Origin of the sequence: Pseudomonas sp. Pse1 (assembly GCF_024519635.1) — a bacterium.
Lineage (GTDB): Bacteria > Pseudomonadota > Gammaproteobacteria > Pseudomonadales > Pseudomonadaceae > Aquipseudomonas.
This window is the reverse complement of the sequence record NZ_JALJRO010000019.1, coordinates 1-23,099: the sequence shown is the minus strand read 5'-3', so window position 1 is coordinate 23,099 and position 23,099 is coordinate 1. Positions and strand designations below refer to the sequence as shown.

The following is a 23,099-nucleotide window of genomic DNA, read 5'->3' as shown; positions in this document are numbered from 1 at the left end:
CATGGCCCACCCGTTTGAAACCCTTACCCCAGACCTCGTACTCGATGCCGTTGAAAGCATCGGTTTTCTCAGCGACGCGCGCATCCTGGCGCTCAACAGCTACGAGAACCGCGTCTATCAAGTCGGCATCGAAGACAGCGAACCGCTGATCGCCAAGTTCTATCGCCCGCAGCGCTGGAGCAACGAAGCGATCCTCGAAGAGCACCGGTTCACTTTCGAGCTGGCCGAGGTCGAGGTGCCGGTGGTCGCACCGCTGATTCACAACGGCGAAACCCTGCACGAACACAACGGCTTTCGCTTCACCCTGTTTCCTCGTCGTGGCGGACGGGCGCCGGAGCCTGGCAATCTCGACCAGCTGTATCGCCTCGGCCAGTTGCTCGGGCGCTTGCACGCCGTGGGCTCGACCCGCCCGTTCGAGCACCGCGAAGCGCTGGGAGTGAAAAACTTCGGCGAAGATTCACTGAACACCTTGCTCGAAGGCAATTTCGTACCGCGCAGCCTGCTGCCGGCCTACGAATCGGTGGCCCGCGACCTGCTCAAGCGTGTGCAAGAGGTCTACAACGACACCCCGCACCAGAACATCCGCATGCACGGCGATTGCCACCCGGGCAACATGATGTGCCGCGACGAGATGTTCCACATCGTCGACCTCGATGACTGCCGCATGGGCCCGGCGGTGCAGGACTTGTGGATGATGCTCGCCGGCGATCGCCAGGATTGTCTGGGCCAACTCTCGGAGCTGATGGACGGCTACAGCGAATTCCACGACTTCAACCCTCGCGAACTGGCCTTGATCGAACCCCTGCGCGCCTTGCGCCTGATGCACTACAGCGCCTGGCTGGCACGCCGCTGGGACGACCCGGCGTTCCCGCGCAGCTTCCCGTGGTTTGGCAGCGAACGGTACTGGGGCGATCAGGTACTGGCCCTGCGTGAGCAGTTGGCGGCGCTGAATGAAGAACCGTTGAAGTTGTTTTGAATCACCCCGAATTCCACTGTGGAAAACTAATCACTGTAGGAACGCCGCCCGGGCTGCTCCTACAGGTTCTGTTGTTCACAAATACCCAACCAATACAGCAGGACATTTGCAGACAAATCTCCTTACAATCCTTGCTTTGTTAGCTACCTAAGCAAGGATTCTGCATGCCAGCCGCCAACCTGCGTCGCGGTTACGTTCTGGGCCTGACCGCCTACATCATCTGGGGCTTGTTCCCGCTCTATTTCAAAGCCATCGCCAGCGTGCCCGCCGTGGAGATCATCATTCACCGGGCGATCTGGTCAGCGCTGTTCGGTGGCCTGTTGCTCATGGTCTGGAAGCATCCCGGCTGGTGGCGGGAATTGAGAGACAACCCCAAACGCCTGGCGATCCTCGCCCTGAGCGGCACGCTGATCGCCGCCAACTGGCTGACCTACGTCTGGTCGGTGAACAACGGGCGCATGCTCGAAGCCAGCCTGGGTTATTACATCAACCCGCTGGTCAACGTGTTGCTGGGCATGCTGATCCTCGGCGAACGGTTGCGGCGCATGCAGTGGGTTGCCGTGGGACTGGCGGCGGTCGGTGTGGCGCAGCAGGTGTGGCAAGTCGGCAGCTTGCCATGGGTATCGCTGGTGCTGGCGTTGACGTTCGGCTTCTACGGCTTGATCCGCAAGCAGGCCCCCGTCAAGGCGCTGCCCGGCCTGGTGGTGGAAACCTGGATGCTGGTGCCGCTGGCCATCGCCTGGCTGTTGTTCAACCAAACCGCAATGACCGCCCAACCCGAGTTCTGGACGACCAGCGAAGCCTGGTGGCTGATCGCCGCCGGGCCGGTCACCCTGGTGCCGCTGGTCTGCTTCAACGCCGCCGCGCGCGACCTGCCCTACACCACCCTGGGCTTCCTGCAATACCTGGCGCCGACCCTGGTGCTGTTGCAGGCGGTGCTGCTGTTTGGCGAGCACCTCTCGTCCAGTACCCTGATCGCCTTCATGTTTATCTGGGCAGGCCTGGCGGTGTACAGCGTCGATGCATGGCTGAGTTTGCGTCGACGTCGCTGATCAAAAACTGCACAAAGCCTTGCAGGCCATGGCAACCATGGCCTGCAAGCATCCTTCCCAAGGTTATCCACAGCGTGATCCCCGCCGTTTGTGCACAAGCGCTTGAAATTGCTGGTTTTTTGATCAACTTCCGCAGAGGCCCGGCCCGCCGGGGCTGCAGAGCGGTCTCTACAGCTTATCCACAGGCAGGTGCAGGATTTCCTTGGATAACGCTCAAGGGTCGCTGCGCAGCACCAGTTCCACCATCAAATCGTCTGCCAGGGTCTCCAGGCGTGACTGCAAGACATCCAGCGACAGGGTCAAGGGCACCGCCAGAATGGCCTCGGCATGAAACAGCGGCTCACTGCTCATCGGCGCCGGCCGTACTTCGGTGACCAGACGTTCCAGACTCACTCCCTGCTCACTGAGTAGACGCGTGATGTCACGCACAATCCCTGGCCGATCGTTGCCCACCAACTCCATGGCGATTGGCTTCCAGGTACAGGCCTGTTCAATGCCGCTTTCGGCAATCAGCACCCGGATCCCCTGGCTGGATAACGCCTGCAGCGCATCCACCAATTCGTCGTAAGCCTCGGCCGGAACCCCCACCCGCAGAATCCCGGCGAATTGCCCGGCCATCCGCGACATGCGGCTTTCCAGCCAGTTGCCGCCATGCTCGGCAATGCATTGGGCGATGCGCTCGACCTGACCGGCTTTGTCCGGGGCGAATACGGTGAGTACGAGATGATCCATGGCGCAGCCCTCTGGTCATGATTTTTTTTGGTCGAGAGGCAAGTATAGGCAACAGGGATTGCTGCGTTGAATGAGAAGGCCCCATCGCGAGCAGGCTCGCTCCTACAGGGGAATTGTACTCCCCGTGTAGGAGCGAGCCTGCTCGCGATGGCGACACCGCCGATCCGGGCGAAGCACAAATCGTGTACAACTTTTTATATTTAACTGGAACAATCCACTGGTTTTTTGAGAACATCCTGTGCCCCGTCGTGACTGCAATGCGTCATGGGGTCGCAGAACGACGTAATTAGTCTAATTTTCACAACCGCAGTTCATCATGTAGTATGCCGCAGCGCGCACTACATAATCCTCGATCGATGCCTGCCGCGGGCCTGATCGCAACCCTGAAAGCCCTGTCAGCAAGGCCTCCAAGCCGTTGATCGAGCCAACCCCAGCCGCCCGCAATGGCATGTACTGGTAGACGGGTTTGTGGTTTAAATGGCCAGGGGCTTGATGGTCAAAATTGAAGAGCTGAAAAGCGAAATAGCTGAGCAGAGTGAGGCAAGCAATGACTGAACACGTTCAAGTCGGTGGCCTGCAGGTCGCCAAAGTCCTGTTCGACTTCGTGAACAACGAAGCCATTCCCGGAACCGGCCTCACCGCCGAACAATTCTGGGCCGGTGCCGACAAGGTCATTCATGACCTGGCGCCGAAGAACAAAGCCCTACTCGCCAAACGCGATGATTTCCAGGCCCGTATCGACGCCTGGCACCAGGAGCGTGCAGGCCAGGCGCACGACGCCGTGGCCTACAAAGCCTTCCTGCAAGACATCGGTTATCTGCTGCCAGAAGCGGCCGATTTCCAGGCTACGACGCAAAACGTCGATGAAGAAATCGCCCGCATGGCCGGCCCACAACTGGTGGTCCCGGTGATGAACGCCCGCTTCGCTCTCAATGCCTCGAACGCCCGCTGGGGTTCGTTGTACGACGCGCTCTACGGCACCGACGCCATCAGCGAAGCCGATGGCGCGGAAAAAGGCAAAGGCTACAACAAGGTGCGTGGCGACAAAGTCATCGCCTTCGCCCGTGCCTTCCTCGACGAAGCCGCGCCACTGGCTGCCGGCTCCCATGTCGACTCCACCGGCTACAGCATCGTTGATGGCAAACTGGTAGTCGCGCTCAAAGGCGGCAGCAACAGCGGCCTGCGCAACGACGCACAACTGATCGGCTTCCACGGCACTGCCAAGGCACCGACTGCCGTGCTGCTCAAGCACAACGGCCTGCACTTCGAAATCCAGATCGACGCCAGCACCCCGGTCGGCCAGACCGACGCAGCCGGCGTCAAAGACCTGCTGATGGAAGCCGCACTGACCACCATCATGGACTGCGAAGACTCGGTCGCCGCTGTCGATGCCGATGACAAGGTGGTGATCTACCGTAACTGGCTCGGCCTGATGAAGGGCGATCTGTCGGAAGAAGTCAGCAAGGGCGGCCAGTCGTTCACCCGCACCATGAACCCCGACCGCACCTACACCGCGCCGGATGGCAGCGAGCTGAGCCTGCACGGTCGGTCGTTGCTGTTCGTGCGTAACGTCGGGCACCTGATGACCATCGATGCGATCCTCGACAAGGACGGCAATGAAGTCCCTGAAGGCATCCTCGACGGTCTGGTGACCAACCTCGCGGCGATCCACAGCCTGAACGGCAACACGACGCGCAAGAACAGCCGTACCGGGTCGGTCTACATCGTTAAACCGAAAATGCACGGCCCGGAAGAAGCGGCGTTCACCAATGAACTGTTCGGCCGCATCGAAGACGTTCTGCAGTTGCCACGCAACACCCTCAAAGTCGGGATCATGGACGAGGAGCGTCGTACCACGATCAACCTCAAGGCCTGCATCAAGGCCGCCAGCGAGCGTGTGGTGTTCATCAACACCGGCTTCCTCGACCGCACCGGCGACGAAATCCACACCTCCATGGAAGCCGGGCCGATGGTGCGCAAGGCTGACATGAAAGCCGAGAAATGGATCGGCGCCTACGAGAACTGGAACGTCGACATCGGTCTGAGCACCGGCCTGCAAGGTCGCGCGCAAATCGGCAAAGGGATGTGGGCAATGCCTGACCTGATGGCCGCCATGCTCGAGCAGAAAGTCGCTCACCCACTGGCTGGCGCCAACACCGCCTGGGTCCCGTCGCCAACCGCAGCCGCCCTGCACGCGCTGCACTACCACAAGGTCGACGTGTTCGCTCGCCAGGCCGAACTGGCCAAGCGTGCGCGCGCCTCGGTCGACGACATCCTGACCATCCCGCTGGCGGTCAACCCGCAGTGGAGCGCCGAGCAGATCAAGAACGAACTGGACAACAACGCCCAGGGCATTCTCGGTTATGTGGTGCGCTGGATCGACCAGGGTGTCGGCTGCTCGAAAGTGCCGGACATCAACGACGTCGGCCTGATGGAAGACCGTGCCACGCTGCGTATTTCCAGCCAGCACATCGCCAACTGGCTGCGCCACGGCATCGTCACTGAAGAGCAGGTCATGGAAAGCCTCAAGCGCATGGCGCCGGTGGTTGACCGCCAGAACGCCAACGACCCGCTGTACCGTCCATTGGCGCCGAACTTCGACAGCAACATCGCCTTCCAGGCCGCGGTTGAACTGGTGATCGAAGGCACCAAACAGCCCAACGGCTACACTGAGCCGGTCCTGCACCGTCGTCGTCGCGAGTTCAAGGCGGCCAACGGCCTCTGATCCAACGCTGATGCGGTAAGCAAAAGGCCCTGATCTTTCGATCAGGGCCTTTTTTCATGGCGCCGGCGTCAACCCAAGCTCATGCCGGACTAACTCCAGCAACTTGCCGGTATCGAAGGGTTTAAGCAGAAAATCCACCACGCTCAAATGCATTGCCGCAATGGCGTCCTTAACATTGGCATCGCCGGAAACGATGATCACGGGCAGCGCGGCCCTAACTGACTCACGAATCTGCCGGATCAGATCCAGACCATCGACATGGCCCATGCGCAAATCCGTGATCAGCAGCCCGATTGAGGGAGTGATTTCCAGTAGATTCAACGCACGCTCGCCACTTTCCGCCGTCAGACAATGGATGCCCTCAAGGGCCAGGACCTCCGCGAGCAACTCTCGGGCGTCCTGGTCATCATCGACAATCAGCACCCGTTGCAGTTGTGGCGGCAGATCCGACTCCTGCATAACCGCACTCAGCGCTTCACGCTCGGCGTCGCTCAAAATATCGTGGTCGGACATGGCTCTCTCTAAAGGTTCGATTCGTTCCCTTGGCACAAAAGTCAGACATCGCTGGGCAGAGCTTAAATGTGCGCTTCGTCGGATACTTTTCCAATAGGGCGCAGAAAAGGTTTTCTCCCCTTCAATGGCACTGAAACGCCTGTGGATATCCACCGACCTAGACTTACGTCCAATGGGCACCCTGCCTGCGTGGGACGACCATGGCCGCTACCCACAACAACAAAATCGAAAAACGGTCATGAGCAAGACGGACGCCTTCACCCAGGCAGGGAAAACTGCGGTGCTGCAAAACATCCAGGGCACCCTGCAATTCCTGCAGCGGTTTCCGCCGTTCAATCAGATGGAGCACGGACACCTGGCCTATCTGGTGGAGCAGTGCCAACTGCGTTTCTACGGGCCTGGCGAGAGCATCATCAAACCCGCCGACGGCGCCGTGCAGCACTTCTATATCGTCAAGCAGGGTCGGGTGGTCGGCGAGCGTCCGCACACGGCCAAGGGCGGCACCGAGACCACCTTCGAGATCACCACCGGCGAATGTTTTCCACTGGCAGCACTGCTCGGCGAACGCGCCACCCGCACCGAGCACCTGGCCGCTGAAGACACCTTCTGCCTGCAACTGAACAAACTCGCCTTCATCAAGCTGTTTGCGCTGTCCAGCACCTTCCGCGACTTCGCCCTGCGCGGCGTCAGCAGCCTGCTGGATCAGGTGAATCAGCAGGTCCAGCAAAAAGCCGTGGAAACCCTCGGCACTCAGTACTCACTCAATACCCGGCTCGGTGAATTGGCCATGCGCCACCCGGTGACCTGTGGCCCGACCACACCCTTGCGCGATGCCGTGACCCTGATGCATGAACAACAGGTGGGCAGCATTGTGGTGGTTGATGATCTGAAGGCGCCGGTCGGCATTTTCACCCTGCGCGACCTGCGTCAGGTGGTGGCCGACGGCGCCCGCGACCTCGATCAACCGATCGCAGGGCACATGACTCAGGCGCCGTTTTACTTGAGTCCCGACCACAGCGCGTTCGACGCTGCGATTGCCATGACCGAGCGGCACATCGCCCACGTTTGCCTGGTCAAGGACCAGCGCTTGTGCGGCGTGGTTTCGGAGCGCGATCTGTTTTCCCTGCAACGGGTCGACCTGGTGCACCTGGCACGGACCATCCGCAATGCGCCACGGGTCGACAGTCTGGTAGCGATTCGCGGCGAGATTGGCCAACTGGTCGAGCGCATGCTGGCCCACGGCGCCTCCTCGACCCAGATCACCCAGATCATCACCCTGCTCAACGATCACACGGTGTGTCGGGTGATCGAACTGACCCTGCAGGAAAAAGGCAACCCGGGGATTCCCTTCAGTTGGCTGTGTTTCGGCAGCGAAGGCCGCCGCGAACAGACCCTGCACACCGATCAGGACAATGGCCTGCTGTTCGAGGCCCGCGATGCCGCGCACGCCGCCGAGATCCGCGGCCGGCTGCTGCCCATTGCGCAACAGATCAACCACAGCCTGGCGCTATGCGGCTTCACCCTGTGCAAAGGCAATATCATGGCCGGCAACCCCGAGCTATGCCTGTCCCGTGCCGAGTGGGCCCGCCGCTTCGCTGCGTTTATCCGCGAGGCGACGCCTGAGAACTTGCTGGGTTCGAGTATCTATTTCGACCTACGGGTGGTCTGGGGTGACGAGCAGGGCTGCGAGCAACTGCGCCGGGCGATCCTCGACCAAGTGGCCGACAACCGACTGTTCCAGCGCATGCTGGCCGAGAATGCCTTGCGTCAGCGGCCGCCCGTGGGTCGCTTCCGCGAGTTTGTGCTGGCAAAGAAAAACGGTGAAAAAGCCACCCTCGATCTCAAAGTCCAGGGCCTCACCCCCTTTGTCGACGGCGCCCGCCTGCTGGCCCTGGCCAACGGCATCGAGAGCAACAACACCCTGGAACGTTTTCGCCAACTGGTGGCCAGGGAAGTCATCGATCCCCTGGACGGTGCCGCCTATGAAGAGGCCTACCATTTCATCCAGCAGACGCGCATGCAGCAACATCAACGGCAAACCCGCGAAAACCTGCCCTACTCCAACCGCGTCGATCCGGACAGCCTGAATCACTTGGACCGGCGCATCCTGCGCGAATCCCTGCGCCAGGCCCAGCGCCTGCAAGCCAGCCTGGCCCTGCGGTATCAGCTATGAAGCTATTTTCGTGGCTGCGTCCTGCCCCCTGCCCGACCCTGAACGTCGAGCAACAACAGCGCCTGGTGCAATTGCCCGACACCGCGCCATTGTCCGATTGCAGCCTGCGCGAACAACGCTGGGTGGTGGTGGACCTGGAAACCAGCGGCCTCAATTTGAACAAGGATCAGGTGCTGTCGATCGGCGCCGTGGTCATCGAAGACGGAGCGATCGATTTCAGCCAGCAGTTCGAACGCACCTTGCATCGCCGCGAACACAAGCTCGCCCCCAGTGTGCTGATTCATGGCTTGGGACCCAGCGCGATTGCCGCCGGTTGCGACCCGGCCGAGGCTTTGCTCGATTTCATGGAGTTTGTCGGTGACAGCCCGCTGCTGGCGTTCCACGCCGCGTTCGACCAGCACATGCTCGGACGCGCCTTGAAAGACAGCTTGGGGTATCGCCTGCAACATACGTTTCTCGATGTTGCCGAGATCGCCCCACTGGTCTGCCCCCAGGCGCATATCCGCGAGGCCGGTCTGGATGACTGGATCGACTGGTTCAAGCTGCAAGTCAGCGAACGCCACAACGCCAGCGCCGACGCCATGGCCACCGCCGAGCTGGCTTTGATCCTGTTCAGCCGCGCCCAAGCCCAGCAGATTCACAGCCCGTTGAACCTGCAGCAGCGCGTTGGCCAGTGGAAAAGGCGGCAGCAAGCGCCGTCGTTCTAAATTTCCTTGTAGGAGCGCCCCTCCAAACTACCCGACCAACGCCAATTGCTTACACACCCCGCCTCTGAGACAATCGCGAACTATTCTCGTTAGTTAAACCTTCCCAATCGGTAATGCGCCGTGTCGTCAGTCCCAAGCCCTCAGAGTGAGTTGGTGGGTGCGTTGTATCGCGACCATCGCACGTGGCTATTGGCCTGGCTGCGGCGCAATGTGGCGTGCCCTTCCAAAGCCGAGGACCTGAGCCAGGACACTTTCGTCCGCCTGCTCGGCCGCGAGGCAGTGACCGTTCCTCGCGAACCCAGGGCCTTCCTGGTGGCGATCGCCAAGGGCCTGCTGTTCGACCATTTCCGTCGCGCCGCCCTGGAACAGGCCTACCTCAATGAATTGATGCTGATCCCCGAAACGGAACACCCCTCGGTGGAAGAACAGCAGATGATCCTCGAAGACCTCAAGGCCATCGACCGACTGCTCGGCAAACTGTCGAGCAAGGCCCGCGCCGCCTTCCTCTATAACCGTCTCGACGGCCTGAGCCATGGTGAAATCGCCGAGCGCCTGGGCGTCTCGGTGCCCCGCGTGCGCCAATATCTGGCCCAGGGCATTCGCCAGTGCTACGTGGCGCTGTACGGCGAGCCGACATGAGCCCGGTCAGTTCCCGGCCGGTCTCGGCCGCGGTGCTCGACGCCGCCATCGCCTGGCAATTGACCCTCGATGGCGGCAGCGCCAGTCCGGTGGAGCGTGAGGAGTTCGCCAAGTGGTACGCCAGCCACGAAGAACACGCCCGCGCCTGGCGCCAACTGGGGATGCTCGACCAGCGCTTCAGCGTGGCCAGCGGTCCGGCCCGGGTCGCCCTGTTGCAATCGCGCGAAAGTATCCGACGTCGCGTACGAAAAATCGGCAGTGGCGCGGCCAGCGTGATGCTGGCGCTGGGTGTGGCGCTGTTCGCCGGCGAGCGTTATCTGCCGATCGGCTATTGGTTGGCCGACCAGCGCACCGCCACGGGTGAACAGCGCACCCTGCGCCTGACGGACGGCACGCTGATCAATCTGAATACGCACAGCGCACTGGACGTGCGCTTTGATGAGAAAGAGCGGCGGATCGTCCTCCAGGAAGGCGAAATACTCATCGAAACCGGGCATAACGATGCCCGACCGTTCATCGTCGAGACCCGCGACGGGCACATGCGCGCCCTCGGCACCCGCTTCCTGGTCAAGCGTGAAGACCAAGGCACGCGCTTGAGCGTGTTGCAGTCAGCGGTGGCTGCGCGTCCCGAAACCCGATCTGACGAGCAGATTCTCAAACAAGGGCAGCAAGTGCTCATGCACGCCGACGGCCTCGGCCCGCTGCTGGCGATTAACCCAGGCGCGGACGCCTGGACCCGCGGCATGCTGGTGGTGGACAACGCACGCCTGGAAGACCTGGTCGCCGAACTCGCCCGCTACCGCCCCGGCCACCTGGGCGTCGCCCCGGAAGTCGCCAACCTGCGCATCACCGGCAGCTTCCCGCTGCACAACACCGACTTGGCATTGACCGCCCTGCTGCCGACCTTGCCGGTGCAGATCGAAAAACATACGGCGTGGTGGGTGACGGTCGGTGCTCGGGCTAGCGAACTGTAGGAGCCGGCTTAGGCCATCAGCCACGCCGCATCTGCTGCCTCTTATTTGCGAAATAAAAATTATTTTCATCCTGCCCTATCACTTTTTCAGTTTCGTTCGGCACACAGGCAATTGAGAAATATTTCCATTCAGGAGCCGCCGTATGCCACGCTCGCTAAACACCTTGTTACGCCCCAGTCTGCTGGCCCTGGCCATTGCCTTCGGTACCCCGCTGACCAGCACCTTGCTGCTGGCCGCCGAGCAGACGTCCAGTGTGCGTGCCTACAACCTGCCCGCCGCGCCCTTGGCCACCACCCTCAACCAGATCGCCAGCCAGGCCGGACTCGCGCTGAGCCTCAACCCGTCGCTGGCGGCCGGTAAAACCTCGGCCCCGGTCAATGGCCAGTACGACGCGGCTGGCGCCCTCAGCCAGGCCCTGCGCGGCACCGGTCTGCAGCTGGAACAAAGCAGCGCCGGCACCTACAGCCTGGTGGCGGTGCCCGAGGGTGTGCTGGCGTTGCCGGAAACGGCGGTGATTGGTGTCGAGAACAGCGAAACGGCCTGGGGCCCGGTCGACGGTTACCTCGCAACTCGCACCGCCGCTGGCACCAAAACCGACACGTCGCTGCTCGAAGCACCGCGCTCGATCTCTGTAGCAACGCGCCAGCAAATGGACGATCGTGCCGTACAAAACCTCGACGACGCCGTGCGCTACATGCCCGGTATCGTCGCCAGCAGCTACGGAAGCGACACCCGTGCCGACTGGCTGCGTGTGCGTGGCTTCGAGCCGACCCAATTCCTCGACGGCCTGCCGCTGCCCAAGGGCGTCTACGCCAATCCGAAAATGGAAACCTGGAACCTCGACCGCATCGCCCTGCTGCGCGGCCCGGCCTCCTCGGTATACGGCCAGACCCCACCGGGCGGCCTGCTGGACATGGTCAGCCGGCGCCCCAGTGAAGAAGCCAGCAGTGAAGTGCAGGTCCAGTACGGCAGCGACAACCATCGCCAGATCAATTTCGCCAGCACCGGCAAGATCGACGAAGAGGGTCAGTTCCTCTACGGTTTCAGCGGCGTGGTGCGCGACAGTGACACCCAGATCGACGACGTTCCCGACAAACGCTACAACATCGCGCCGAGCCTGACCTGGAACATCGACCCCGACACCAAGCTGACCTTCCTCTCGCAGTTCACCCGCGACGACACCGGGATCACTAGCCAGTTTCTGCCGATCCAGGGCACCAAGATCGACATGCCGTTCGGCGATATCTCCCACAGTAAAAACCTCGGCGATCCGGAGTGGGAATACTACGACCGGACCTACTACGCCCTGGGTTATGCCTTCGAGCACCGCCTGAACGACGTCTGGCAGTTCCGTCAGAACCTGCGCTACACCAAGTCGGATCTTTCCTTCCAGGCCATCACTGTCGGTTCCTACCCGTTCACCGAGGTGGATGACGCAGGCAACGTCGGGCGCACCACCACCAGCACTGACGAAGACATCAGCCAGTTCGCCGTCGACAACAACTTCCAGGCCGACTTCGACACCGGCGAAATCCGCCATACCGTGCTGCTCGGCCTCGACCACCAGCGCACCAATACCAACTACACCTCGATCTTCGGCAGCGCGCCGCCGATCAACGTCAACGACCCGGCCCACGGCCTGCCGATCACCCGGCCGCCGCGCTCCAGTGCGTTCTATGACTACGACCAGAAGACCTACCAGACCGGCCTCTACGTCCAGGACCAGATGGCCCTCGACCAATGGCGCCTGACCCTCGGCGGGCGTGAAGACTGGGTCCACACCGGCACCAAGTACTTCAACAAAAACGACGCGACCAACACCGATCGCAACAAGAACTTCAGCGGCAACGCGGCGATCAGCTACGTCTTTGACAATGGTTTTGTGCCGTACCTGTCCTACGCCGAATCGTTCCAGCCGGCGAGCAACGCCAGCACTTCGCCGGACGACTCGTTCAAACCCACCGAAGGCAAGCAATGGGAACTGGGCATCAAGTACCAGCCACCGGGCACCAACACCCTGCTGAGCGCGGCGGTGTATGACCTGACCCAGAAAAACGTCGACGTCACCACCAACGTCGGCGGCGTCAACATCACCAGCCAGACCGGTGAAGTGAAAGTGAAGGGCCTGGAGCTGGAAGCGGTCTCCGACGTCACCGAAAACCTCAAAGTGATTGCCGCCTACACCCTGGCCAAATCCGAAGTCCAAGAGGGCATCTACAAAGGCAATCGCCTGCAACTGATGCCGAACCAGCAAGCCTCGTTGTGGACTGACTACACCTGGCACAGCGGCGTGCTCGACGGTTTCGGCGTCGGCGGCGGTGCGCGCTACACCGGCAACACCTACGGCGACCAGGCCAACACCTGGCTGGGCAAGGCCGACGCCTACACCGTGTTCGATGCCGCCGTGCACTTCGACCTCGGTCGCCTGGACAACAGCCTCAAAGGTGCCTCGGTCGCGCTCAACGCCACCAACGTGTTCGACAAGGACTACATCTCCACCTGCGACAGCTTCTATTGCTACTACGGTGACGAGCGCAGCGTCGTCGCCAGCGCCACCTACAAGTGGTAATCCACTGACGTCATCAGCGTCACGACCGAGCCGCCTTCCCTAGGCGGCTTTGGTCTTTTCAAAGGCCATGAGATGAAAAGCAAAACCATCCGCTGCTGGTCCCTGATCCACACCTGGACCAGCCTGATCTGCACTCTGTTCCTGTTGCTGCTGGCCCTGACCGGCCTGCCGCTGATCTTTCATCACGAGATCGATCACCTGCTCGGCGATGCTCCTGAGCTTCGGCAAATGCCCGCCGACACCCCGCACCTCGACCTGCAGCAACTGGTGGCCAAGGCCGAGACTCATCGTCCCGGCGAGGTCATGCAGTACTTTGGCTGGGATGAGGAAGACCCCAATGGCGTGATCGCGATCATGGCCAAAACCGCCGGCACCGAGCCCAATCTGTCCCACACGTTCATGCTCGACGCGCGCACCGGCGAGGCCGTGGAAATGCCCTCGGCCAATGGCGGCCTGATGATGGTCATGCTGCGTCTGCACGTCGACATGTTCGCCGGCCTGCCCGGCAAGTTGCTGCTGGCGTTCATGGGCCTGTTGTTCGTCATCGCGATAATCTCGGGGACGGTGCTGTACCTGCCGTTCATGCGCCGCCTGAACTTCGGCACCGTGCGTCAGGACAAATCCACCCGCGTGCGCTGGCTCGACCTGCACAACCTGATCGGCGTGGTAACGCTGACCTGGGCCTTGGTGGTGGGCGTCACCGGAGTCATCAGCGCCTGCGCCGACCTGCTGATCGCCGCCTGGCGCAACGAAGCCCTGAGCGCGATGATCGAACCCTATCGCGACGCGCCAACGCTGACCCAATTGGCCCCCGCCAGCCAACTGCTCGACATCGCCAAGCGTGCCACGCCGGAGATGACACCGGACTTCATCGCCTTCCCCGGCACCCGTTTCTCCAGCGAGCACCACTACGCGGTGTTCATGAAAGGCAGCACCCACCTGACCTCGCACCTGCTGACCCCGGTGCTGATCGACGCCAGCACCCTCAACGTCACCGCCATCGCTGAACGGCCTTGGTACATGGACGCCATGGGCATGTCGCAACCCCTGCATTTTGGCGACTACGGCGGCATGCCGATGAAGATCCTCTGGGCGGCACTGGATGTGCTGACCATCATTGTTCTCGGCAGTGGCCTGTACCTGTGGATCGTGCGGCGCAAGGCGGCGAAACCGCTGCCGATAAAAGCGCAGGCCCCGGCATGAGACCGCGCCAGTCGAACTTCTGGAAAGTCTTCACCACCCCACTGGTAATCGCCCTCCTCAGCGCCGCCGGGCTGTTTTCAGCGCTGCTGGGCGACGGCATTTGGGATGGCCTGAGTTGGTTGGGCCTGGGCGTGCCAGCGATGCTGGGGCTGCGCGGATTGTTGCGGCGCAGGTGATCTGTGGGAGCTGGCTTGCCAGCGAAGCGGACACCAAGGTCCACCTGGCCCACCATCGCCCCTACAATGTTGATCGCGATCGAACGCCCCCTCGCCAGCCAACCCGCAACTGTTTACCCTACCCCTCTGCTCCCCGATGACCGCCGAGGAATGCCATGTCCACGCCCAGCATGACCCTGTTCCACAACCCCGCCTCGCCCTTCGTGCGCAAAGTGATGGTGCTGTTGCACGAGACCGGGCAGACCGACCGCGTCGCGCTGCAGCTCAGCCAACTGAGCCCGGTCAGCCCCGACCCGGTATTGAACCAGGACAACCCGCTGGGCAAGATCCCGGCGCTGCGCCTGGCCGACGGCAACGTGCTGTACGACAGCCGTGTGATCCTCGACTACCTCGACCAGCAACACGTCGGCAATCCGCTGATCCCCGCCGAAGGCACAGCCCGCTGGCGGCGTCTGACCCTGGCGGCACTGGCCGACGGGATCATGGATGCGGCGGTAATGGTGCGCTACGAATTGGCCCTGCGCGCCCCGGAAAAACACTGGCCGGAATGGCTCGACGCCCAGCGCGAAAAAATCCGCCGCGCCCTCGCGGTGCTCGAAGCCGACGCCATCGCCGAACTGACCTGCCACTTTGACGTCGCCGCCATCAGCGTCGCCTGCGCCCTGGGCTACCTCGACCTGCGCCACCCCGACCTGCACTGGCGCGACGCCCAACCGCAACTGGCGGCTTGGTATTTCGAAGTCAGCCAGCGCCCGTCGATGCTGGCGACGGTACCGAAGGTGTAACTCTCCGGTCGCAGCGCGACGTGTCGGGCAACGGCACGCCGCGCTGCGCCACCAACCATCCACTGATGTGCAGCAGCAATCGCGCTACCTGCACCCGCTCCTCACGCAAGCCCAGCGACCGGCTCATGCCGCCACCTGCGTCTTGCTCGTTTTACCTACCCCATACCAATCCAGCCGACGGGTCAGCACCATGAATACGCCGAGCAACCCGAACAGCAACAACGAACCCATCAACAGCGCGTAATCCTCGGCACTCAGCAGCCCATACAACAGCCCGTACAACGCCGCCAATCCCGCCGAAAAACCCAGGCCATGGGTCACGCTGCGCAGTACGTGGCAGACGTAAAAGCCGATCAGCGACACGCAGGCACTGGCCGACAACAGGTAAGCCAGAGCGAAACCCAAGTGCTCGGACAGCGACAACAACAGCAGGTAGAAGAACGCCAGCGCCACGCCGACCAAAGCGTATTGCACCGAGTGCACCGCCAGGTTTTTCAGCACTTCGAAGAGGAAGAAGCCGGCAAAGGTCAGGACGATAAACAGCAGCGCGTATTTGATCGCCCGGTCGCTCTTGAGGTACTGGTCCACCGGGTCGATAAAGCTCACGCCAAAACTGCGGCCCTTGAATGCTTCACAGCGGGCGAAGGCCACGCAATTATCCAGCGCCTCTTGCAGGTTGGTAGAGAAAAACGAGGTCTGCCATTGCGCATTAAAACCCTCGGCGGTGATTTCGCGCTGGGCCGGCAAGTAGTTGCCGATAAAGCTCGGATGCGGCCAGTTGGCGGCCAACTTTACCTGGCTGGTTTTGCCCACCGGAGTCACCTGCAATTGCCCGGTGCCCTGCAGCCGCAGGTCGAAGGCAAACGGCAATTCTGTGACCTTGCTCGCATCCAGCGCCGGCAACGTGACGTGTACCCCTTCCCCCAGCCAACCCACCTGACTGCCCGGCACGAAGTCCAGACGCTGGGTCCCGAGTTCAAGCTGCAAGGCATTTTCGATGCCACGAATATCGCTGATGCCAACCGCCAGATAGGGCTGCTCGAATTGGTAATCGGCAAAATCCTGCTTGATCCCCAAGCGCTCCGGCAGCATGAAATGCCCACTGATGCGGTTCTCGGCATGGAACAGCCGCGCCTCATAAATGCCCCGGGCGCGCAGTTCGGTGCTGACGTTGCCATTGAGTTCGAAGCGCTCCGGCAGAAAGTACAGCCGCCCGGTTTCCTCGCTCGACTCCTGATAGCGCTCGTTGGTTTTTCCGTTGAGTTTCCAGATACGCACGGTCTTGCGATACGGCACCACCAGCAACGGCCCGCTCAGTTGCTGGCTGTAGCTGGAGCTGCGGGCGATGTCGTCGAGCACGCCATCGCGCAGTTGCTGCCGGTCGCTGATCACCCCGCCGATCATCAACAGCGGGATCAGCAACAACAGAATCAATAGGGCAATGGCCCCGAGTTTTATAGCCAGGCTGCGGTTCATGTGGGCTCTCCCTGTTCGAATGAGGGAGAGTCTGGGCGGTCTGTGTGGAGGCTTTATGCAGACAGTGTGCAGAGTCTGTGGAGAAGCCTCAGGCCGGCAGGCGCAGCGTCACTTCGACGCCGCCTGCGACGTTGCCGATCTGCAAGCTACCGCCGTGCAGTTGCAGCACCTCCTCGACAAAATTCAGCCCCAGGCCGGTGCTTTTGCGTCCACTGTCCGGGCGCGGCAGCGAGTAGAAGCGTTCGCTCAAGCGCGCCAGGGCGTAGTCGGGAATCGGCTCGGCCTGATTGAACAGACTGAACTCGATCTGCGCGCCCTGCCGCTGCGCACTGAGGCGCAACACACCATGGGGTGGGCTGAAATCCAGGGCGTTTTCCAGCAGATTGCCCAGCGCCTGGCGCAGCAGAAAGGCTTCGCCCAGCAAGTTGAGGTCGGGGGCAATCTGCCGCTCGATGCGCAATTGTTTACGCTCGATGCGCGCATGTTGAGTGTCGAGCAACTCATCCACCAGGGCCGCCAGCGGCACCGTCACTCGCTCTTCCAGACCCTGACGTTGCTCGACCTGGGCGAGGTTCAGCAGGCGTTCGATCAGCTGCTGCATGCGCGCGCTTTCGCTGTCGATATTGCTGACGAAACGCTGGCGCTGGGTAGCCGGCATTTCGTCCTGCAGCAATTCGGCAGCACCGCGAATCGCTGCCAGCGGGCTTTTCAATTCGTGGGTCAGGGTGTGCACGTAGCGCTCGACGTACGCCTTGCCTTCCAGCTGAGTGCGCATGTGCTCCACCGCCGTCGCCAGTTGCTCCAACTCGCCGCCGCGATAATGCGGCAGCTCGGCGCGACGGCCCTCACTGACCGCCTGGGCGTAGGCGGTCAAGCGACGTAATGCCCGGCTCAGCCACCAGGACAACAGCGCGCCGAACAACAAACCTAGGCCAATCAACCCAGCACCGTAGCCCAGCAAGCGCCGCTCGGTGCGGTCGACATAGGGCTGCAACGAGCTGTTGGGTTTGGCCACGGTGACGACACCAATGATCTGCCCGTTGTCGCGAATCGGCGCACCGACGTGCATCACCGAGGAAGCCGGGTCATCAGGATCGCTGCGGGTCGAGCGCGCGCCGTATTCGCCACGCAAGGTCAGGTACACATCATTCCAGCGCGAGTAATCCTGGCCCACGGCCGCTGCGCTGGAATCCAGCACCACGATGCCCTGGGCGTCAGTGACGTAGATCCGATGGTTAACCTGGTTTTTCGCCAGGCCCCAGATACTCGCCGCCGGCTGGCGCTCGCCGTAAGCCTTGAGCAGTTCCGGCCAGCGATTCTGGTTAAGGGTGCCGGTCTTGAAATCGTCCCGCAGGATTTCCGCCATCAGGTTGGCGGTGTCCACCAGGGTTTCCTCGGTGGACTGGCGCACGCCGGGGCGGATTTCTTCCATCACCGTGTTCAGCACGAAGTAACCGGTGAGGCCAACGAACAGCAGGTAGACCAGAAAAATCCGGATCGCCAGGGGCATCAGCTGTGGCTCGGACTGTGGCTGTAGCCGAGGCCGCGATGGGTCTGGATCGGCTCCGCAGTGGCCGCCACCAACCGAAGCTTGGCGCGCACGCTCTTGATGTGACTGTCGATGCTGCGTTCATACCCGGCATCGCGGGCGACCCCCAGCGCATCGAGCAATTGCTCGCGGCTGAACACCCGTTCGGGTTGCTCGAGCAAGCACTGCAACAGGCGAAATTCGTGACGGGTCAGGTTCAGCGACTGGCCGCGATAGGTGATCAGCACCCGGTCGCTGTCGATAACGAACAAAGCACTGCTGGACTCGATCCCCGCACGCGGCACCATGCGCTTGAGAATCGCCCGCACCCGCGCCGCGACTTCCCGTGGGCTGAAGGGCTTGACCACGTAATCGTCGGCACCGATTTCCAGGCCCACCACCCGGTCGATCTCGGCATCGCGGGCACTCAGGAACAGCACCGGCACTTCACTGAAGCGGCGCAACTGGCGGCAGGTTTCAAAACCGCTGATGTCCGGCAGGCCGATGTCGAGGATGATCAAATCAGCCGGTGTCTCCCGCTGCAGGTCAAGCGCCGCCAAGCCCAGGCTGACCCAGGTGGTGGTAAAGCCTTCGCCCTGCAAAGCGAAAATCAGGGTGTCGGCAATCGCTGCTTCGTCTTCGACAATCAGGATATGAGGCATGGCATCCGGGCCCGGTGGTGAGGTGGGCGAACGGTGCCCCAGGTGGCAGGTGGCGTCAATCGGACAAATCTCAAATGGTGGCTCGGTCTGTAATACCTAGCAGTTCTGATAGTAGGCAAAGGCTGATAAAGCGCCGATGCTGGACACCTTGCGGACTTTCCCAGCGCAGAGCGTTGCCATGCCCAATTCAGCGAAAACACCACTGTGCCGCTATCAGTACGACTCCCTGGATCGCCAGAGCGGCTGCACGATAGCTCAGCAACCGGCCCTCCAGCGCTTTCTGTGCAAGGACCACCTGGCCACTGAAATCCAGGGAGCTGCACGGTGGAGTCTCTTGCAGCACGACGACCAATTGCTGGCCCAGCACACTCATCTCGGCGAACACTCGACCACCACTTTGCTCGCCACCGATCAACAACGCTCGGTGCTCCATGCCCTCGACACCGCACGACTCCATCCCCTCGCCTACACACCCTACGGTCATCATCCTGCGCATAGCGGTTTGTTGAGTTTGCTCGGGTTCAACGGCGAACGGCCCGACCCGATGACCGGGCATTATCATTTGGGCAATGGCTATCGGCAGTTCAATCCGGTGTTGATGCGGTTTAACAGCCCGGATGGTTGGAGTCCGTTTGGGGGGGGAGGGTTGAATGCGTATGGGTATTGCGAGGGTGAACCGATAAATCGAGCTGATCCCACAGGACACAGCGTTGTAAGAAGCATATTCAAAGGAATTAAAAATCTTAGCGGAGTGAGAAAGCCAGGAAAATTCCATCAACAGAATATTAAGCGTATTTTAGACGGCGCGCAGCTGAACTACAAAAATGAAACGCTCGTAACGGGGCTGACCGCCGACGTTCTAAATCCGATTAACCTGGCAAAACTCTCCGACAGTAAAATAATCAAATACACTGGAACAATTAACGCGGACAGCAGCCCAATCTACGACTTCATCAAGCAAAACTTCGACAGCGTAAGCCCCCCATTATCCAACCAGCTACGCGAGCTAACATCAAACCACAAAATATTAACTCATAGCCAAATAATGCCCGTAGCAAAGCATCGGCACGCCATAGATCTAGCCAAAGCAGTTAACTTCAATAGAGATGTTAAATATGCGCAAAGCCTTCTCTCTAACGGGCCGATTAATCCAGCAATTCCTATATCTGCACCGAAAAAAATTAATAGTTCTAAAACAATTCGCCACTATTAAACTTTTGAGCTGAAAAAACACCCATCAACAATCCGGCTTATCCGCCGTAAACCGCCGAGCCGGATTCACCGCCGCACCAAACTCACGCAGCGCCTTGGCGCCAATCAACAGCGGGTAGTTGAAGCTGCTGCGGTCGGTGAGATTAACCTCGACCGTGCGCTTGACATCGCCCAGGCACAGTTCCAGATCGACCACCGGACGTTTGCTCGGTGCGGCCACGTCTTCGTCCTCGTCTTCTTCGGAGCGAGTCTTGATCTTGCTGATTCGCGCGATCTTATGTTCGTAGACCTTGTTGCTCGCATCTTTGGTGGCCAGGCGGAAGCGCACCCAATCCTCGCCATCGCGGGTGAAGGTTTCGATGTCCTTGGCTGACAGCGAGGCGGTCAGGGCGCCGGTGTCCATCTTGGCCTTAAGCACCTCGCCGCCGATTTCCGGCAACTTGATGTATTCGTAGCGGCCATACAGGGTCGGCTCGGCGGCCATCACCGGGAGGGCCAGGAGGGATAACAGTGCGAGAACGGATTTCACGTGGTGGATTCCCTGAAAGTAGGACAGCGGGATTTTAGACCGTCTGAAATGGATTGGTTCGTTCTTTGGATGGCATCACCCCAACATACCCCCGCCCCTGTGAAACATTCGTCAGCCCGCTGATTTGGCCTAATCGCCGAAGCTGCTTATCATGCCCCGTCCACCCGCTTGCAAGAGTTCCCTATGCGCCGCCTGCTCACCGGCTGTTTCGTCACCCTCCTGCTGTTGCTCAACACCCTGGTCCTGATTGGCCCGCTGTTACTGTTTGCCCTACTCAAACTGGTCCTGCCCGGGCGTGGCCGCGATGTCGCCAGCGGCGCGGTGATGTGGATCGCCGAAACCTGGGCGGAAATCGACAAGCTGATTTTCGCCCTGTGCATCCCCACCCAATGGGACATCCGTGGCGGCGAAGGCCTGCAGGTCGACACCTCATACCTGGTGGTCAGCAACCACCAGTCATGGGTCGACATTCCGGCGCTGATCCAGACCCTCAACCGGCGCACGCCGTTCTTCAAGTTCTTCCTGAAAAAGGAACTGATCTGGGTGCCGTTCCTCGGCCTCGCCTGGTGGGCGCTGGATTACCCGTTCATGAAGCGCTACAGCAAGGCCTTCCTGCAAAAGCACCCGCACTTGCAAGGCAAGGACCTGGAAATCACCAAAGCTGCCTGCGAACTGTTCAAGCGCCAGCCGGTGACCGTGGTCAACTACCTCGAAGGCACCCGCTTTACCCTGGCTAAACGCGACCAGCAGCAGTCGCCGTTCAAGCATTTGCTCAAACCCAAGGCCGGTGGCGTGGCGTTTGTGTTGGCGGCGATGGGTGAACAACTGGACGCCATGCTCGACGTCACCGTGGTCTATCCACAGGCGAAGATTCCGGGGTTTTGGGATTTGATCAGCGGCGCGGTGCCACGGGTGATCATCGACATCAAGACCCGTGAGCTGGACCCGGCGCTGTGGCAGGGCAACTACGAAAACGATCCGGCATTTCGCCAGCGCCTCCAGAACTGGGTCAACCAGCTCTGGAGCGAGAAAGACGCACGCATCGACGCCTTGCGCGCCGAGCGTGACTGAGGCGAATTACACGCCCCAGATGCTGCCCAGGCTGGTCAACAGGTTGCCGGCGACGCCTTGGTTACCCAGGTATTGCAGGAGGATCGGGGCAAACTGACCGACCATGCCGCTGTCCATGCCCAGGGCGCTGAAAGCGGTGTTCAGGTCATTGGTATCCTTGACGTTGCCCAGAGCATTTTCCAGGCCGGCGGCCTTGCCCGACGATCCGAGCATACCGGCCAGCGCGCCAAGATTGCCGGCACCACCGGAGAGCTTGTCGATGCCTGGTACGCTCTTCGCCAATTCGGCGTAGTCATTGGCGCTCAACTTGTTTTTTGCCAGGCCGAGCATCGCGCTGGTGCCACCGATGGCTTGTTCCGGCTTGACGTTCAGCGCAGTCAGGGCGCCCAACAGTTCGGCGGTCTGCGGCGTCGGTGCAGCGGCTGCCGCCTTGTCGCCACCTTGCATACCGGCGACCGCGCCCGCCACGTCGTTGAGGCTGAAGCCGGCAAACACCGGGCCGGCCGCCACGGTCATCAGCGAAGCCAGAACAAAACCGCGTGCAATTTTCATCAAAAACTCCTGAACCTGAAAATGCCCTGGAACGGGCGCAAAGCTGGCATTTTGACTCAAAAACAGCGGGGATTGTTCCGCAATTGACGTAGGATTTCTGCCGGGTGGTCATTGGAGGCAGATGTCCGCTTCTCTGTGGGAGCGAGCCTGCTCGCGAAAAACGATAACCCGGTCATCCTGAATGCACGCGGCGGCCTCAGGTTCTTCGCGAGCAGGCTCGCTCCTACAGAGTTCAGCGTTTGTCTGACAGGTTTTGGCGCCGCTGCTTATTGTTGCTGGCTGCAAGGGCGCCTATAGTCCCGCCGTCGCCCACATGGCGACTCGGGTTTGGCGACTCGGAAAAACAACGGAGAAGGCTCCATGCACTTTTGCAATGGACCCATACCGGAGAATTTATCCATGCATCGCTACCAACCCACCACCAGCATCGACTGCACCCCCGCCGCCCTGCTGATCGATACCCAGGCGCCCCTCGACGTCCTCCACGAAAACGCCGCCCAGCGCATCCGCACCGTCACCCAATGGCTGGAACACCTCGCCGCGGACCCGCATCGCAGCAACGATACGATCGTCCCCCGCGACTTCGCCCAATTGCTGGCCGTGACCCTGCGCGACGGCTGTGACCTGCTCAACGTTATCGGCCGCCGCTTGCAAGCCAGCCCCTCGCAGTAAAGTCGCAAAACGCAAAAAGGGTGACTTGAAGTCACCCTTTTCGGTTACGCCTGAGCGTTACGCCGCACTAAACATCTTATGCGGATCAATCACAAACTTCTTCGGCACGCCGGCATCGAACTCGCCATACCCCTCAGGCGCCTGATCCAGGCTGATCACCTGCACACCCACCA

General features: G+C 61.1%; 22 protein-coding genes. 14 read left to right on the top strand and 8 right to left on the bottom strand.

The genetic code is table 11. The features are described 5' to 3' along the window. The first annotated feature begins 1 nt into the window (after position 1). Together NR126_RS22705 and rarD are read left to right on the top strand one after the other, a co-directional pair. On the top strand, positions 2–976 hold the full coding sequence (locus NR126_RS22705; protein WP_027617128.1) for a serine/threonine protein kinase: 975 nt from the start codon (positions 2–4) through the stop codon (positions 974–976). A gap of 164 nt (positions 977–1,140) precedes the next feature. After that, positions 1,141–2,028, top strand: coding sequence for an EamA family transporter RarD (gene rarD / locus NR126_RS22700; protein ID WP_027617127.1), 888 nt, complete (start codon positions 1,141–1,143; stop codon positions 2,026–2,028). Positions 2,029–2,241: 213 nt separating this feature from the next. On the opposite strand, the gene NR126_RS22695 is transcribed toward rarD, so the two are convergent. Continuing rightward, on the bottom strand, positions 2,242–2,760 hold the full coding sequence (locus NR126_RS22695) for a glycine cleavage system protein R (RefSeq protein ID WP_256831590.1): 519 nt from the start codon (positions 2,758–2,760) through the stop codon (positions 2,242–2,244). A gap of 547 nt (positions 2,761–3,307) precedes the next feature. Here NR126_RS22695 and NR126_RS22690 point away from each other — a divergent pair. Beyond that, a complete protein-coding gene (locus NR126_RS22690) occupies positions 3,308–5,485 on the top strand; it encodes a malate synthase G (RefSeq protein ID WP_256831588.1) in 2,178 nt (725 codons plus the stop codon). A gap of 54 nt (positions 5,486–5,539) precedes the next feature. Here the strand turns inward: NR126_RS22690 and NR126_RS22685 are convergent, their stop codons facing one another. Then, the gene (locus NR126_RS22685; RefSeq protein WP_027617124.1) at positions 5,540–5,998 is read right to left on the bottom strand and encodes a response regulator; all 459 of its coding nucleotides are present in this window, start codon (positions 5,996–5,998) and stop codon (positions 5,540–5,542) included. 238 nt (positions 5,999–6,236) lie between these two features. Here NR126_RS22685 and NR126_RS22680 point away from each other — a divergent pair, with 238 nt between their 5' ends. The 8 genes from NR126_RS22680 to NR126_RS22645 all read left to right on the top strand — a co-directional run bounded on the left by NR126_RS22680 (position 6,237) and on the right by NR126_RS22645 (position 15,224). After that, complete coding sequence (locus NR126_RS22680; protein ID WP_027617123.1) at positions 6,237–8,171, top strand: putative nucleotidyltransferase substrate binding domain-containing protein; 1,935 nt, start codon at positions 6,237–6,239, stop codon at positions 8,169–8,171. Further along, complete coding sequence (locus NR126_RS22675) at positions 8,168–8,878, top strand: PolC-type DNA polymerase III (protein WP_256831586.1); 711 nt, start codon at positions 8,168–8,170, stop codon at positions 8,876–8,878. The genes NR126_RS22680 and NR126_RS22675 overlap by 4 nt, the downstream gene beginning before the upstream one ends. A 120-nt stretch (positions 8,879–8,998) precedes the next feature. After that, the gene (locus NR126_RS22670) at positions 8,999–9,517 is read left to right on the top strand and encodes an RNA polymerase sigma factor (protein WP_256831585.1); all 519 of its coding nucleotides are present in this window, start codon (positions 8,999–9,001) and stop codon (positions 9,515–9,517) included. After that, positions 9,514–10,491 carry a FecR domain-containing protein gene (locus NR126_RS22665; protein ID WP_256831584.1) on the top strand — a complete coding sequence of 326 codons (978 nt, stop codon included), beginning with the start codon at positions 9,514–9,516 and terminating at the stop codon, positions 10,489–10,491. Before NR126_RS22670 ends, NR126_RS22665 begins: the two co-directional genes overlap by 4 nt. A gap of 142 nt (positions 10,492–10,633) precedes the next feature. Then, positions 10,634–13,060 (top strand): TonB-dependent siderophore receptor, encoded by a 2,427-nt coding sequence (locus NR126_RS22660; RefSeq protein WP_105755180.1) that lies wholly within the window; start codon positions 10,634–10,636, stop codon positions 13,058–13,060. A gap of 72 nt (positions 13,061–13,132) precedes the next feature. Continuing rightward, positions 13,133–14,263 (top strand): PepSY domain-containing protein, encoded by a 1,131-nt coding sequence (locus tag NR126_RS22655; RefSeq protein ID WP_256831582.1) that lies wholly within the window; start codon positions 13,133–13,135, stop codon positions 14,261–14,263. Continuing rightward, positions 14,260–14,439, top strand: coding sequence for a hypothetical protein (locus NR126_RS22650; protein ID WP_256831580.1), 180 nt, complete (start codon positions 14,260–14,262; stop codon positions 14,437–14,439). The genes NR126_RS22655 and NR126_RS22650 overlap by 4 nt, the downstream gene beginning before the upstream one ends. Positions 14,440–14,594: 155 nt before the next feature. After that, positions 14,595–15,224 carry a glutathione S-transferase gene (locus NR126_RS22645; RefSeq protein ID WP_105755182.1) on the top strand — a complete coding sequence of 210 codons (630 nt, stop codon included), beginning with the start codon at positions 14,595–14,597 and terminating at the stop codon, positions 15,222–15,224. A 123-nt stretch (positions 15,225–15,347) separates the two neighbouring features. Here the strand turns inward: NR126_RS22645 and creD are convergent, their stop codons facing one another. From creD to creB, 3 genes are all read right to left on the bottom strand, one after another. After that, positions 15,348–16,700 carry a cell envelope integrity protein CreD gene (creD, locus tag NR126_RS22640; RefSeq protein ID WP_256831578.1) on the bottom strand — a complete coding sequence of 451 codons (1,353 nt, stop codon included), beginning with the start codon at positions 16,698–16,700 and terminating at the stop codon, positions 15,348–15,350. 88 nt (positions 16,701–16,788) lie between these two features. After that, on the bottom strand, positions 16,789–18,210 hold the full coding sequence (gene creC, locus NR126_RS22635; protein WP_027617114.1) for a two-component system sensor histidine kinase CreC: 1,422 nt from the start codon (positions 18,208–18,210) through the stop codon (positions 16,789–16,791). Beyond that, positions 18,210–18,890, bottom strand: coding sequence for a two-component system response regulator CreB (gene creB / locus NR126_RS22630; RefSeq protein WP_256831573.1), 681 nt, complete (start codon positions 18,888–18,890; stop codon positions 18,210–18,212). The genes creC and creB overlap by 1 nt, the downstream gene beginning before the upstream one ends. Positions 18,891–19,068: 178 nt before the next feature. Between creB and NR126_RS22625 the strand changes: the two genes are divergently transcribed. Then, positions 19,069–20,103, top strand: coding sequence for an RHS repeat-associated core domain-containing protein (locus NR126_RS22625; protein WP_256831571.1), 1,035 nt, complete (start codon positions 19,069–19,071; stop codon positions 20,101–20,103). 24 nt (positions 20,104–20,127) lie between these two features. Here the strand turns inward: NR126_RS22625 and NR126_RS22620 are convergent, their stop codons facing one another. Next, on the bottom strand, positions 20,128–20,631 hold the full coding sequence (locus tag NR126_RS22620) for an ATP-dependent zinc protease (RefSeq protein WP_256831569.1): 504 nt from the start codon (positions 20,629–20,631) through the stop codon (positions 20,128–20,130). A 183-nt stretch (positions 20,632–20,814) separates the two neighbouring features. On the opposite strand from NR126_RS22620, the gene NR126_RS22615 reads away from it, so the two are divergent. Next, positions 20,815–21,702: an acyltransferase gene (locus NR126_RS22615; protein WP_105755185.1), complete on the top strand. Its 888-nt coding sequence runs from the start codon at positions 20,815–20,817 to the stop codon at positions 21,700–21,702. 6 nt (positions 21,703–21,708) lie between these two features. Here NR126_RS22615 and NR126_RS22610 read toward each other — a convergent pair whose 3' ends face one another. Further along, positions 21,709–22,254: a DUF2780 domain-containing protein gene (locus tag NR126_RS22610; protein ID WP_027617109.1), complete on the bottom strand. Its 546-nt coding sequence runs from the start codon at positions 22,252–22,254 to the stop codon at positions 21,709–21,711. Positions 22,255–22,653: 399 nt separating this feature from the next. Here NR126_RS22610 and NR126_RS22605 point away from each other — a divergent pair, with 399 nt between their 5' ends. Next, complete coding sequence (locus tag NR126_RS22605) at positions 22,654–22,926, top strand: hypothetical protein (protein WP_027617108.1); 273 nt, start codon at positions 22,654–22,656, stop codon at positions 22,924–22,926. Positions 22,927–22,983: 57 nt separating this feature from the next. Here NR126_RS22605 and NR126_RS22600 read toward each other — a convergent pair. After that, a partial coding sequence (locus NR126_RS22600) for a hypothetical protein (protein ID WP_256831648.1) occupies positions 22,984–23,099 on the bottom strand: 116 nt, incomplete at its 5' end.